General features: G+C 72.4%; 13 protein-coding genes. 2 read left to right on the top strand and 11 right to left on the bottom strand.

What is annotated here, in order from left to right; translation table 11 throughout:
- Positions 1–419 precede the first annotated feature (419 nt).
- Together KME78_RS44715 and KME78_RS44710 are read right to left on the bottom strand one after the other, a co-directional pair.
- Positions 420–1,106 (bottom strand): response regulator, encoded by a 687-nt coding sequence (locus KME78_RS44715; RefSeq protein ID WP_219535978.1) that lies wholly within the window; start codon positions 1,104–1,106, stop codon positions 420–422.
- Positions 1,103–2,920 carry a sensor histidine kinase gene (locus tag KME78_RS44710; RefSeq protein ID WP_246653241.1) on the bottom strand — a complete coding sequence of 606 codons (1,818 nt, stop codon included), beginning with the start codon at positions 2,918–2,920 and terminating at the stop codon, positions 1,103–1,105. Before KME78_RS44710 ends, KME78_RS44715 begins: the two co-directional genes overlap by 4 nt.
- 130 nt (positions 2,921–3,050) lie before the next feature.
- On the opposite strand from KME78_RS44710, the gene KME78_RS44705 reads away from it, so the two are divergent.
- A complete protein-coding gene (locus KME78_RS44705; protein WP_219535976.1) occupies positions 3,051–3,641 on the top strand; it encodes a class I SAM-dependent methyltransferase in 591 nt (196 codons plus the stop codon).
- 26 nt (positions 3,642–3,667) lie between these two features.
- Positions 3,668–4,849, top strand: coding sequence for an acyl-CoA dehydrogenase family protein (locus KME78_RS44700; protein WP_219535974.1), 1,182 nt, complete (start codon positions 3,668–3,670; stop codon positions 4,847–4,849).
- A gap of 3 nt (positions 4,850–4,852) precedes the next feature.
- Here KME78_RS44700 and KME78_RS44695 read toward each other — a convergent pair whose 3' ends face one another.
- The 9 genes from KME78_RS44695 to KME78_RS44655 form a co-directional block, all read right to left on the bottom strand.
- Positions 4,853–5,647, bottom strand: a complete 795-nt coding sequence (locus KME78_RS44695) for an enoyl-CoA hydratase/isomerase family protein (RefSeq protein ID WP_219535972.1) — start codon at positions 5,645–5,647, stop codon at positions 4,853–4,855.
- Positions 5,641–6,549: an alpha/beta hydrolase gene (locus KME78_RS44690; RefSeq protein WP_219535970.1), complete on the bottom strand. Its 909-nt coding sequence runs from the start codon at positions 6,547–6,549 to the stop codon at positions 5,641–5,643. The genes KME78_RS44695 and KME78_RS44690 overlap by 7 nt, the downstream gene beginning before the upstream one ends.
- A 9-nt stretch (positions 6,550–6,558) precedes the next feature.
- The gene (locus KME78_RS44685) at positions 6,559–7,245 is read right to left on the bottom strand and encodes a gamma-glutamyl-gamma-aminobutyrate hydrolase family protein (RefSeq protein WP_219535968.1); all 687 of its coding nucleotides are present in this window, start codon (positions 7,243–7,245) and stop codon (positions 6,559–6,561) included.
- Positions 7,246–7,373: 128 nt separating this feature from the next.
- Positions 7,374–8,597 (bottom strand): cytochrome P450 family protein, encoded by a 1,224-nt coding sequence (locus tag KME78_RS44680; protein ID WP_219535966.1) that lies wholly within the window; start codon positions 8,595–8,597, stop codon positions 7,374–7,376.
- Positions 8,594–9,790 (bottom strand): cytochrome P450, encoded by a 1,197-nt coding sequence (locus tag KME78_RS44675; protein ID WP_219535964.1) that lies wholly within the window; start codon positions 9,788–9,790, stop codon positions 8,594–8,596. Before KME78_RS44675 ends, KME78_RS44680 begins: the two co-directional genes overlap by 4 nt.
- Positions 9,787–10,383 carry a GTP-binding protein gene (locus KME78_RS44670; protein ID WP_219535962.1) on the bottom strand — a complete coding sequence of 199 codons (597 nt, stop codon included), beginning with the start codon at positions 10,381–10,383 and terminating at the stop codon, positions 9,787–9,789. Before KME78_RS44670 ends, KME78_RS44675 begins: the two co-directional genes overlap by 4 nt.
- Entirely contained in the window at positions 10,361–10,717 is a 357-nt protein-coding gene (locus KME78_RS44665; protein WP_219535960.1) for a DUF742 domain-containing protein, read from the bottom strand. Before KME78_RS44665 ends, KME78_RS44670 begins: the two co-directional genes overlap by 23 nt.
- Positions 10,714–11,112, bottom strand: a complete 399-nt coding sequence (locus KME78_RS44660; RefSeq protein ID WP_219535958.1) for a roadblock/LC7 domain-containing protein — start codon at positions 11,110–11,112, stop codon at positions 10,714–10,716. Before KME78_RS44660 ends, KME78_RS44665 begins: the two co-directional genes overlap by 4 nt.
- Positions 11,113–11,126: 14 nt before the next feature.
- On the bottom strand, positions 11,127–12,797 hold the full coding sequence (locus tag KME78_RS44655) for an ATP-binding protein (RefSeq protein WP_219535956.1): 1,671 nt from the start codon (positions 12,795–12,797) through the stop codon (positions 11,127–11,129).
- Positions 12,798–13,164 lie beyond the last annotated feature (367 nt).

Here is a 13,164-nt window from a genome sequence, read left to right as displayed (position 1 = left end):
GGAGCCGGAGGCCGGGTCGGGGGGTCGGAGGCCGGGGGTCGGAGGCCGGGGCGGGCGGGACGCCGGAGGCCGAGGGCCGGGACGCCGGAGGTCGGGGATCGGGGGTCGGGGACCGGGGGTCGGAGGTCGGGGCGGGCGGCCGGGAGGCCGGAGCCGGGACCCGGAGGTCAAAGGCCGAAGGCTGGGGCTGGGGCCCGGAGCCGGAGACCGTGGACTGGGGGTCGGAGGCCGGGTCGGGGGGTCGAGGGCCGGGGGTCGGGAGGTCGGGAGGTGTTGTGGTGGTGAGTTTGAGCCATGGGATCCTCTTGGGCGGCCGCGGCGGGGTTCCGGCATTCAGGTGGTCCTTCCGGGGAAGTGGCGGAGGTGGTGAGGACCACATGGTCGCAGGTCAAAGCCCCTACGGTCGTCAGCCCGTGGGACTAGTCGGCGGGTCCGCCGCGGGGATGACGTACCGGCCGGAACGCCGCGTCCACCAAGCCGCTGCGATGGGCGACGACCGCGGCCTGGATCCGGTTGCGCAGTCCCAGCTTGTCCATGGCGGCGGCTACGTGGGACTTGACCGTGGTGATACCCACGTGTAGTTCCTCGGCGATCTCCGCGTTGGACAGGCCGGTGCCGACCAGCGCGAGGACCTCCAGTTCGCGGTCGGTGAGCACCGCGGGGACCGGCATGGTCGTCTCCTCCTCCGCGGCCAGGAAGCGGGCGACGACCCGGCGTAGCACCGAGGGGCCCAGGAGTTGCTCGCCGGTCACGGCCCGGCGTACGGCGTCGACCATGCGTTCGGGCTCGTCGTCCTTGACCAGGAAGCCGACGGCGCCCGCGCGCAGGGCGGCGTACACGTCGGAGTCCTCGGCGAACGTGGTGAGCACCACGATCCTGGTGGCCGGGCGCGCCGCGAGGACGCGTCTGGTGGCCTCCAGCCCGTCGACTCTGGGCATGCGCAGGTCCATCAGGATCACGTCGGGCAGGTGCTGTTCGGCCAGGCGTACGGCCTCGGCGCCGTCCTGGGCCTCGGCCACGACCTCCATGTCGCCCGCGACCTGCAGCAGCATGCGTACGCCCGCGCGGACCAGCGCCTGGTCGTCGGCGACCAGGACGCGGATCACGCGGCGCCCCCGGTAACGCCCCCGTTGACGTCCCCGGTGAAGGTCCCGGTGATGAGCTCGGTGATGCACCTCGCCGGGGGCTCAGTGGGCGGGGGCAGGGCGGGCGGGGGGATGGGCATGTCGGCCGTGAGCAGCCAGCCGCCGTCCTGGTCAAGGCCTGCCGTGAGTGTGCCGCCGAGTGCGCGGACGCGCTCGCGCATGCCGGCCAGGCCGCGCCCGGACGAGGGCAGGCGTTCGGATGAGGGCAGGCGTTCGGATGAGGGCAGGCGTTCGGATGAGGGCAGGCGTTCGGGTGAGGGCAAAGGTTCAGGTGAGGGCGAGCGTTCAAGCGAGGGCGGGCGTCCGGATGAGGGCGGGCGTTCGATGATGGTGGGCGGGGGGCCGTTGCGCACGCGTACGTTCAGTGCCTGGCCGGTGGTGGTGACCGCGACGCTCACCTGAGTGCCGGGACCGGCGTGCTTGAGCACGTTCGTGAGACCTTCCTGGACGATGCGGGCGGCGGAGGCGCGGGCCACGAGGGGGGCGTGCGCGGTGGCGGGGTCGAGTTCGAGCTCGACCTGGAGGCCGGCGGCGGTCATCCGCTCGGCGGACTCGCGGATGACCTCGGCGGGGTCGGCGGGCATGTCGGGGCGGCGGCCGGGGTCGCGCAGCACGTCGAGCAGCCCGCGCAGGTCTTCGAGCGCCTGGTGGCCGGTCTCGCGGATGTCGGCCAGCGCGTCGGCGACCGGCCCTTCGGGGGCGGCGTAGCGGGCGGCGCCGGCGCGCAGGACCATCGCGCCCACGTGGTGGGCCACGATGTCGTGCACCTCGCGGGCGATGTTCTCCCGCTCGAGGAGCTGGTCGGCGCGGACCTGGGCGACCGCCAGCCGCGCCGACTCGCGCACCCGCAGCCGCTCGGCCTCGGCGGCCGCCTGCCTGACGCCCAGGTAGCGGCCGATCGCGACGGGGGTGGTCACCAGGGCCATCAGGATGGCGACGCGGAACGCGGTGACCTCGGTCGAGTCCTCGACGATCGCGAGGGAGGCGAGCATGGTGCAGATCACGTACGTGACCGTGATCCAGGCCCAGGAGGCGATCCGCATCGCGAACACGCACAGCGCGATCAGCATGAGGATCAGGCAGGTGTTGACCGTCTCGTGGAGGTACTGGTCGGCGGCGATCAGCAGCACGCTCTGGAAGATGAACACCAGCCCGGGGAAGCGCCGCGCGACGCCGAGCGACAGCCCGCCCAGCACCGCGAACAGCCCCACGACCCAGACAGGCTGGGTGCCGCTGTGCCAGTCGGTCCAGGTGCTCAGCACGGTGAAGGCCACCCCGCCACCGGCCAGCAGCACGTCCGGTGAGATGTCGCCGTCCTTCAGCCGCCCAGCGGGGCCGCGCAGGTAGGCGCCGATGAGGACGGGGAAGGTGGGGACGAGCACCGAGTACATCCACGAGTTCGTGGTGAGGGCGATGCCCGGGTCGGCCAGGTTGATCGCGGTCGCGGCGACGGCCGCGCCCAGCGCCACGAAGGTCGGCCGCCAGCCCGAGTAGTAGGCGACCAGGCCGATGGCGACGCACAGCAGCATCTGGGCGGTGTTGGCGGTGAACGACCCCACCTGATCGGTGAAGACGAGGAACGCGGCGAGGTAGAGGCTCACCGCCAGCGGCGCGCGCCTGACCAGGCCCATGGGGGCGCCCACGGCCACGGCCATCGGGATCACCTCGTTGCCCGGCAGCAGCGGTGAGCCCCCGCCCTTGGCCGACAACATCAGGTCGAGAGCGGTCCCCGCGGCCGCGAGCAGAAGGTCGAGCGGCACACCACGCCATCGCATCCGCCCACGGTATCCGGGCGGGGCGCGCGTTCCGATCCTCCGCACGGAGGAGCCGGTCTCCTCCTAGTGGCCGCATCATCGCCCCGTCGGCGGATGAGACAAGCGGGAGACTTCCCTTACCGTTTGGGGTATGCCTAATGACACCGCGTTGTTGCTCGGCCAGTTCCTTCGTGCTCCGGCCAAGATCGGCGCGTTCGCGCCCAGCTCGCGACGGCTCGCGACGGCCGTGTGCGCGCCTTTGCCGGAACGCGGCGAGCCTACCGTGGTCGAGCTCGGCCCCGGCACCGGGCCCTTCACCGCGGAGATCCAGCGCCGGCTGAGCGGGCGGGGCCACCACATGGCCGTTGAGGTCAACCAGTCGCTGGCGACGCTGCTGGCCCAGCGCTTCCCCGTCGTGGACGTCGTGCATGATGACGCGACCAAGCTCAGCCGCCTGCTCGGCGAGCGCGGCCTGCGGCAGGCCGATGTGGTGATCAGCGGGCTGCCCTGGGCGGCGTTCCCCGAGGAGTTGCAGCGGGATCTGCTCGGCGCGGTGTCCTCGGCGATGAGCCCATCGGGGGCGTTCACCACGTTCTCCTACATCCACGCCATCCCACTGAGCTCGGCGCGCCGCTTTCGCGCGCTGCTGGCCGAGCGGTTCGAGGAGGTCGTGCCCGGCCGTACGGTATGGCGCAACGCGCCTCCGGCGTTCGTGTTCCACGCCCGCAGACCTCGACCCTGAACAGAACTTACTTCTACGATGGGGTGATGGATTTCACCCTTCCCGACAGCGCCTTGACCGTTCAGCGCGGCATCGGCGACATCTGCTCGCGCTACGACCTTGACTACTGGCAGCGCTGCGAGACGGACAAACGCTGGCCTGAGGAGGTCTGGGCGGAGCTGGCCAAGGGCGGCTGGCTGGGCCTGGCCGTGCCCGAGGAGTTCGGCGGTGGCGGGCAGGGGCTGCTGGAGCTGGCGGTGGCGACGGAGACGCTGGCCGCCTCGGGCGCGGCGGGCGGCTCGGCGTTCACGTACGTGCTGACGCCAGGGTTCGGCGCGCTCACCCTGGCCAGGCACGGCACGGCCGAGCAGCGGGCGGAGCTGCTGCCCCGGCTGGCCACGGGTGAGCTGGAGACGTGCTTCGCGCTGACCGAGCCGGACGCGGGCTCGAACGCGCTGGCCATCACGACGGCGGCCCGGCGCGACGGCGACGAGTACGTGATCAAGGGGCAGAAGATCTGGATCACCGGCGTCCAGCGGGCCACCTGGATGCTGCTGGTCACCAGGACCGTCCCGGCCGCCGAGGCCAAGCCGCGCACGCACGGGCTGACGGTCTTCCTGGTGAACGTGCCCGACGCGGTGGCGGCCGGGCGGCTGTCCTACCAGCCGATCCCGAAACTGGGCGCCAACACGACGCCGTCGAACATGGTGTTCATCGACGACCTGCGGGTGCCCGCCGCCAGCGTGGTGGGGCAGATCGACCAGGGCGCGGCCGTGCTGTGGGACATCCTCAACCCCGAGCGGATCCTGCTCGCCGCCTCCGCGCTCGGCGGGGCCGAGGTCGCGCTGCGGGTCGCCGTGCGGTACGCCAAGGAACGCGAGGTGTTCGGCCGGCCGATCGGCGCCAACCAGGCCATCGCGTTCCCGCTGGCCCAGGTCAAGGCCAAGATCGAGCTGGCCCGCCTGATGCTCTACAAGGCCGCCTGGTCGTTCGACCGGCACCTGCCGTGCGGCACCGAGGCCAACATCGCCAAGCTCACCGCGTCACAGGCGGCGTGGGAGGCGGCCGACGCGGCGTTCCAGACGCATGGCGGGATGGCGTACTCGCTCGAATACCCGGTGGCCAGGCTGCTCACGGACGCCCGCATCGGGAAGGTGGCACCGGTGACGGAGGAACTGCTGCTCAACTACCTCGCGACGCAGGTGCTGGGGTTGCCGCGCAGCTTCTGAGGATCAGTGGAACTCCGGCGGCCGCTTCTCGCGCACTGCCCGCACGCCCTCCACCACGTCAGGGCCGCTGAAGCCGAGGAACTCCATCGCGAGCGAGGCGTCGAAGGTGGGTCCGGCCATGCGCAGCCAGTTGTTCAGCGAGTATTTGGTCAGGCGGATGGCCTCCTGGGAGCCGGCGGCGAGCCGTACGGCGATCTCCATCGCCTTGTCGTGCACCTGGTCGTCGTCGACGCACAGGCTCACCAGGCCCATCCGCTCGGCCTCGGCGCCGGTGACGGGCTCGCAGAGCAGCAGGTGGTATTTGGCCTTGGCCAGCCCGCACAGCAGCGGCCAGATGATCGCGGCGTGGTCGCCCGCCGCGACGCCGAGCCGGGTGTGGCCGTCGATGATGCGGGCGGTGCGCCCGGCCACGGAGATGTCGGCCAGCAGGGCGACGGCCAGCCCGGCGCCCACCGCGGGCCCCTGGACGGCGGAGACGATCGGCTTGGCGCAGTTGAGGACGTTGTAGACGATGTCGCGGGCCTCGGCGAACACGCGCAGCCTGGTGGCGTGGTCGCGGGTCATCTCCTCGATCATCGACAGGTCGCCGCCCGCGGAGAACGCCTCGCCCTCTCCCCTGACGACCACCGCCCTGACGGAGTCGTCGCGGTCGACGTCGCGCCAGATCTCGGCCAGCTCGCGGTGGCCGGTCATGTCGACGGCGTTGCGCCTGCGCGGCTCGCTGATCGTGATCCGCAGCACGCCGTCGGTCGGCGTGTCGATCTTGAGCTTCTCGTACGCGCTCCCGTACGTCACCATGCCTCCCGCAGCCGCGCGGCCACGTAGTCGCGGGCCTCGACGGCCTGGTCGAACAGGCCGGGCAGGCCGAAGAAGCCGTGGATCGCCCCGTCGAAGCGGCGCGTCTCGACGGGCACCCCGGCCTCGGCCAGCCGCGTGCCGTAGCGTTCGCCGTCGTCGCGGAGCACGTCGCACTCGGCGGTCACCACGGTCGCGGGCGCCAGCCCCGCGACCGACGGCAGCCGCAGCGGGGACAGCCGCGGATCTTCCGGGTCGGCCGCGCCGGCGTAGTGGGTGAAGAGCCACGCGACGTCGTCGGCGTCGAGGCCGAAGCCCTTGGCGAACTCGGCGTGGCTGGGGGTGTCCATGGCCGCGTCGAGCACCGGGTGGACGAGCACCTGGTGGGCCAGGCGCAGCCCGGCGTCGCGGGCCTGCCAGGCGGCCACGGCGGCGAGGTTGGCGCCCGAGCTCTCGCCCATCACGGCGACGCCGCCGTCGCACTGGTAGAAGGCGGGGCGGGCGAAGATGTCGCGTACCACGGTCCAGGCGTCGTCGGCCGCGGCCGGGAACGGATGCTCGGGGGCCAGCCGGTAGCCGACGGAGACGATCACCGCGCCGGTGCGCAGCGCCAGGTCGCGGCCGAGCGCGTCGCTGCGCTTGATGCCGCCGGTCATCCAGCCGCCGCCGTGGAAGTAGACCACCACGGGCAGCGCGCCGTCGCCCCGGTCGGCGCGGTAGACGCGGATCGGCACGCCCTCGGCGCTCTCGTCGCGGACGAAGGCCAGCTGGGTGAGCGGCCCGCGCTCTCGCGCGAAGTCGTCCCGGGCCCGGGCCTCCTGGATCCCGGCCAGGTCCAGCCCGGCCCGGCCGGGGCCGGACAGGTAGCGCTCGATGTAGTCCTGCGCCTGGGGGTGCAGTGGCATGATCGCAGCCTAGCGGGCCGCCTCCACGAGCGCATCGAAGATCCGGTCGTCCTCGCTCCGCTCGGGGTGCCACTGCACGCCGACCCCGAACCGGTGGCCCTGCAGCTCGATGCCCTCGACGATCTGGTCCTCGGCCCAGGCCACCGCCAGCAGCCCGGTGCCCAGCCTGCGTACCGACTGGGTGTGCGGCGCGACCACCTCGACCTTGTCGCCCACCGCCTTGCCGAGCTTGCTCGACACGCTCACCTGGATGACGTGCGGCACGCCCGGCTCGGCGTGGCGCTCGTTGTCGAGCACCTCGGGCAGCCACGGGATCAGCGTGCCGCCCTGGGCGACGTTCAGCACGTGCATGCCGCGGTCGATGGCCAGGATCGGCACGTCGGCCTGTACGGCGGAGCGGGCCAGGGCCAGCTCGAACCTGTCGCGGTGTCCCTGCGCCTCGGGCACCCGCTCGTCCTGCTCCTCGCCGTAGGCGCCGCCGCCCACCTCGATCCCGCCGGCCAGCACCAGACCCTGCAGCCCGCGTACGTAGGCGTCGATCGCGTGCAGGTTCAGCGGCGGCAGCACCACCGGGGCGCCCCCGGCACGCTCGACGGCCTTGGCGTAGGACGGGGGCGACAGCACGGCCTCCCGCACCCAGTCGCCCCAGCGGGCGGCTTCGAAGTAGGCGGTGATGCCGATCAGCGGTCGGGACATGCGATCTCCAGAGTGCCTGGTGGAGTCCGTGCCGCCGCCGGTCGTGACGACGGCCGCACGCCCATCATGGCGTACACCATTTCGGTTATGTCACCTCTCCGGAAGATCCTGTGCGGTATCGCGCGAAGTCAAGGCACTGTCAGGACGACCGGCAGCTCCGCCGCGGAGTTGGAGAACAAGGACGGCACGGGGACCAGCGCCGCGGGCGGGACGGCGAGCGACAGGCCGGGGTAGCGGCGGAAGAGGGCCGGCAGCGCCTCGGTGGCCTCCAGGCGGGCCAGCGGGGCGCCCAGACACAGGTGGGGGCCGCCGCCGAAGGCCAGGTGCCGGCGCTGCTCGCGGGTGATGTCGAACCGCGCGGCGTCGGAGCCGTGCTGCGCCTCGTCGCGGCCCACCGCGCTGTACGGGGCCAGGATGGCGTCTCCGGCGGGGATGGTGACGCCGGCGATCTCGATGTCCTCCAGCGGGTAGCGGGCCAGGAAGTTGCCGATGGGCGCGTCCCAGCGCAGCGTCTCCTCCACGACGGCCGACCAGGTCTCCTCGCCGCCGGCCACCGCCAGTGCGCGCTGGTCCGGGTGGGTGAGCAGCGCGCGGGCGCCGTTGACGATCAGGCTGAGCGTGGTCTCGTGCCCGGCGGCCAGCATCAGCCAGAGGGTGCCGACCAGTTCCTCGTCGGAGAGCCGCTCCGGGTCGTCGCGCTGGGCGTCGATCAGCGCGCTGATCAGGTCGTCGCCCGGCTCGGCGTGGCGCGCGGCGACGAGCCGGTTGAGCAGCAGGTAGATGTCGCGCTGGGTCTTGAGCACCTCCTCCGGGGCGGTGGTGGAGCGGAAGATGCTGTCCACCAGCTCCCGCAGCTCGGGGCGGTCCTCCTCCGGCACGCCGACGAGCTCGCAGATCACCTGCATGGGCACCGGGTAGGCGAAGTGCTGACGCAGGTCGACGGTCCCGTCGGGCCGTACGTGCGACGGGAGGTCGTCCAGCAGCGTGCCGACGATCCCGGCGATGCGCGGCCGCAGGCTCTGGACGTGGCGCGGCGTGAGCGTCCGGGTGACGAACTTACGCAGCCGATGATGCTCGGGCCCGTCGGCGGTGACCATGTTGGTGACCTTGACCATGCCGATCAGCGGCCAGTCGTCGGCGATGTCGCCGTCGCGGATGGCCGTCCAGTTGTGCCAGTCCTTGCTGACCCTGCGGTCGGTCAGCAGGTCGGCCAGCAGCGCGTGATGGGTGACCGACCAGGCCTCGACGCCGCCCGGCAGGACGACGCGGACGACGGGACCCAGTTCCCGCAGCCGGGCGGCCTCGCCGTGGTGGTCGGTCCCGGCGGGGTCCAGGGTGACTACGGGGATCATGAACGGTCTCCAAGCGCACGGAAGTGGACGGGCAGCGAGGCGGGGCAGCGGGTCCACGGTGAAGGGTGCGGGGTCAGCTCCGCGGCGTTCACCGAGAGGCGTACGTCGGGCAGCAGGTGCAGGGCCGTCTCGACCGCGGTGCGAGTGATGAGCCGGGCGGGGACGGGGGCCGGGCAGACGTGCGGGCCCGCGCTCCAGGCCAGGTGGGCGCGGTTGCCGAGCTCGATCTCCGTCGCGCCGCCGTGGACGCGCGGGTCGTCGTTGGCCGCCGACAGGCCCAGGATGAGGGCGTCGCCGCGGGCGATGCGCCGGCCGCCGAGCTCGGTGTCGCGCAGGGCGTACCGGGCGGGCATGTTCGTCATGGGCGGGTCGCGCCAGAGGACCTCGTCCAGCGCGTCGTCGACGCCGAGGCGCCCGCCGCGCAGCCGGCCGGCGAAGCGCGGGTCGGTCAGCATGAGCCGGAACGTCTGCGCGATCCACGTGGTCGTCGTCTCCTGCGCGGCGGAGATCATCACCACCATCGACTGCAGCACCTCGGCCTCGTCGCGCAGGTCGGCGTGGGCCAGGAAGTGGCTGGTCAGGTCGTCGGCGGGGGCCTCCTTCTTGGCCCGCATGAGGCCGCCGAGTATCTCCTCGAACCTCCTGTTGCCCGCCTGGGAGTCCTCGGCGCTGCCGAACAGGGCGCGCAGCGCGGCCAGCAGCTCGTGGCCCTGGCCGGTGTCGAGGCCGAACAGCCCGGCGATGGCCAGCATCGGGACGACGGCCGCGTAGTCGCCGACCAGGTCGGCGCTGCCGCGCTCGGCGAAGTCCTCGATGAGCTGCCGGCACATGGCCTCGACGGAGCGGCGCATGCGGCGCTGGTCGATCGCGGCGACCCCGTCGTCGATCGGGCGGCGCAGGCGGCGGTGCTCGGCCCCGTCGGCGCCGATCACGTTGGGCCGCCAGAACATCATCGGCCCCAGCCCCGAGTCGGGCGGCACGACGCCTTCCTGGAACAGCCGCCAGTGGCGGGCGTCGCGCGAGTACAGCTTCTCCTGCCGGGTGATGGTCAGCAGCTCCTGGTAGCCCATGACGAGCCAGGCGCCGACACCCGGTTCGAGCTCCACCCAGGCGACGTCGCCCCATTCGCGGCGCAGCCCGCGGATGACGCCGTGCGGGTCGGGGCAGGTCGTGGTGGCGGACAGGGGGATCATGAGGGGCCCTTCTGCATGGCCAGCGCGTGCTTGACGAGGGCGATCAGCGCGTCCACCGACGAGGACCGGCTCCTGGCGTCGCAGTGCACGATGGGGGTGCCGGGCTCCAGGTCCAGCGCCTCGCGCAGCGCCTGAGGGCTGTGGCGGGTGGAGTCGGGGAAGTGGTTGACGGCGACGGCGAAGGGCAGGTCGCCGCGGAGTTCGAGCTGGTCGAGCACCTCGAAGCTGCCCTCGATGCGGCGGGTGTCGACCAGGACGAGCGCGCCGACGGCGCCCTCGCCGAGCCCGGCCCACAGATCCCAGAAGCGCCGCTGGCCGGGGGTGCCGAACAGGTAGAGCGCCGTGTACGGGCTGAGCGTGATGCGGCCGAAGTCCATGGCCACCGTGGTCGTGGTCTTGCCGTCCAGTCCGGCCAGGTCGTCCACACCGACGCTGGCCTGGGTCATGGTCTCCTCGGTGCGCAGGGGCTCGATCTCGCTGACGGCGCCGATCATCGTGGTCTTGCCGACGCCGAAATCGCCGACCACGAGGATCTTGACCGCCTGCTGCACGGTGTCGGGCAGGTAGCGGTCAGCTGAGCCTGCGGAGCCCATTGAGCACCTCCTGGAGGGTTGTCAGGTCTGGGCGGCCGGCCTCGGGGATGCGGGAGCGGGCTATCAGGTGGCCGGAGTCGACGAGGTCGGAGGCCAGGATCCCGGCCACGCTCAGGGGTAACCGGAGGTGCGCGGCCGCCTCCGCCAGCGACAGGAGCCGCCCGAACATGCGCAGCAGGTCGCGCGCCTGGCGGGTGGCCGAGGGCGGCAGCGGCTTGCCGGCGTCGGCCACGACGAGGAGCGTGTCGAGGCCGATGGTGTTGCGGGTGGGGCGGGCCCGGCCCTGGGTGAGCACGTAGGGCCGCACCGCGCTGTCGTGGTACTCGCCGCTCATCTGCGCGCGGCCCCGCGTGCGGGGGTGCTGAAGTTCCTCTCGCCGATCTTGATGACCTGAGCCTGCATCTGCTGCGCGATGAGCCGCGGGTCGACCACCGGATCGGTGATGACCACCAGGTGGGAGCCGGACCCGGCGGCGCGGGCGAACAGGAAGCCGCCCTCGAAGCCCACCATCAGCTCCCTGACGGCCCGGTTGCCGCCGCCGAACTCGCGCCCGACGCTCTGGGCCAGCGACTGCAGTCCCGAGCAGGCGGCCGACAGCCGGTCGGCGACGTCTCTGTCCGTACCTGCCGAGCGGGCCTTGAGCAGGCCGTCGGAACTGAGGACGACGACATGGCGGACCCCTGGGACCCAGACGACCTCGGCGATCATCCAGTCCTGGTCTTGGTGCATCGGTACCCCGTTCGTCATCGGTCGTCGTGTTCCCCGGTGCCGGGGTCGTGGTCGAAGAAGGCGGCCATCCACTCGCCCGCCTGTTCCGGAGTCGCGGGCCGCTCCGCGGCGGCGGGCCGCGCGCCGCCCGGGTCCGTCGCGTCGGAGCCCGCCTCACCGCGGCGTGAGCGCCTGCGCGGCAGCGCGCCGCCCGCCGTTCCTTCTGTCGTGCTGCTCGCCGTGCCGCCCGTCCCGGCGGCGTGCTCGCCGGAGGTGTCCGGCGCGGGATCGTCCAGCGTGGGGTGTTCCTGGGCGAAGTGGCCCTGGACGAGGTGATCCTGGACGAGGTGGTCCTGGGCGAGGTGGTCCTGGGCGAGGTGATCCTGGGCGAAGTGATCCTGGGCGGGGTCGATCGGCTGGGCCTCGTGGCGCGGGGGGCGGGCTCGGGGCGGCGCCTGCGCCGGCTCCAGCGTCTCCACGATCGAGCTGGTCACCAGGACGACCGCGCGCACCCCTCCGTACGGCGAGGGCAACAGGTCGGCCAGGAACCCGTGGCGGCGCACGTAGTGCCCGATGACCGCGAGGCCGGTCTGCGGGATCTCCCCCACTTCGCCCACGTCGACGGGCCTGCGCCCGGAGACGATCTCGCGGGCCTGCTCCAGGTGGTGGTCGTCCATGCCGACGCCGCCGTCGTCGATCTCGATGACGGCGCCGCGCTGCACGTTGCGTACTGCCACGAGCACCGTGGTCGCCGGCGGCGAGGACTGGGTGGCGTTGGCGAGCAGCTCGGCCACGAGGTGGATGAGCGGCTCGACCACGTGGGCGGCGACTGCGGTGTCCGGGTCGCCCGACACCTCCACCCGCTTGTAGGCGACGATCCTGGAGGCGGCGGCCCGCACCACGTCGACCAGCGCGAGCGGATTGGGCCACTGCTGGCCCGGCCACTCGCCGCACAGCACGGCCAGGCTCTGCGCGTGGCGCCCCTGCTGGGCGGCGGCGTGGTCGACCTGCATGCTGGTCTCGAGCACGTCCGGGTTGCCGGGGTGGCGTTCGGCCATCACCGACACGTTCTCCTGGATGCGGTGCGCGGAGGTCTGTACGCGCCGGGCCAGCGCCAGCAGGGCCAGCCGCAGCGACTCCTGCCGCTCGCGGTCCTGCTCGGCGGCGCCGCCGACCGCGTCGAGCACGTCTTCCAGCAGCTCGGCCGCGTCCTCGTCGAGCCCGGGGCTCTGGTACGGCGCGGGCACCGCCTCCTGGGCGATCACCGCCGGGATCCGCACCTCCACCAGGTGCTTGATCGCCTCCTGCAGGGCCTTGGAACGGGCCGCGACATGCTTGCTCCACTGGGTGTTGCGCTGCTGGAGGTGGCGCTGGAAGTCCGCCTCGCGCTGCTGCATGACGCCCTCGCGCCGGCTCATCGCGCGCACGGCCTCCTGGTGGGCCTGGCGCAGCGCCGCCACGGCGGCGACGGTGGCGAGCGCGAGTGCCGCGGCGAGCACGCATGCCCAGACGACGCCGGAGCGTCCGTCGAGGAGCAGGGCGGCGAAGGCGCAACAGGCGGCGGCCACGGGCAGGGCCAGCGCCGCCGGCCAGAGCCACGCGGCCTGAGGCGCCGGTGCCGGTGGCGGCGCCGGGGTCGCCGGCGTCTGAGGTGACCGGGCCGGACGTGCCGGGGCCTGGGGCGGTGGGGGTTGGGAACGAGCCATGGTCACCTTCGCGAACGGGCTGGAGTATGCGCTGGTCTCAGGCGGGAGGCGGCTATGGAGACCCCCTCTGCCGGAGCAAGCGACACCTCCCCTTCCAGTCCGTTGCCTTTGCGTCACTCCCAGTGGCGACACATCCGGCAAGATCCGATTATTCCGACTCTACAGAATCAGTCAATCCATTCTCCGCCGCGTGTCAGATATATCACAAAGGTGCCATTTATCATCATTTGTCCGGAGATGTCCCGTTCGCGGGCGGTGACGCGCCTGACACATTCCCACTCCATCTTGTCAATGAAGCGCGTCTTCCCTTCCAGCCGGGAATGGCCCGATAAGGACCATCCGAAAACGTTTCCCGGTGACATCTGGG

The organism is Nonomuraea guangzhouensis (assembly GCF_019396345.1).
Taxonomy (GTDB): domain Bacteria; phylum Actinomycetota; class Actinomycetes; order Streptosporangiales; family Streptosporangiaceae; genus Nonomuraea; species Nonomuraea guangzhouensis.
This window is presented reverse-complemented; position numbering and strand designations above follow the sequence as displayed.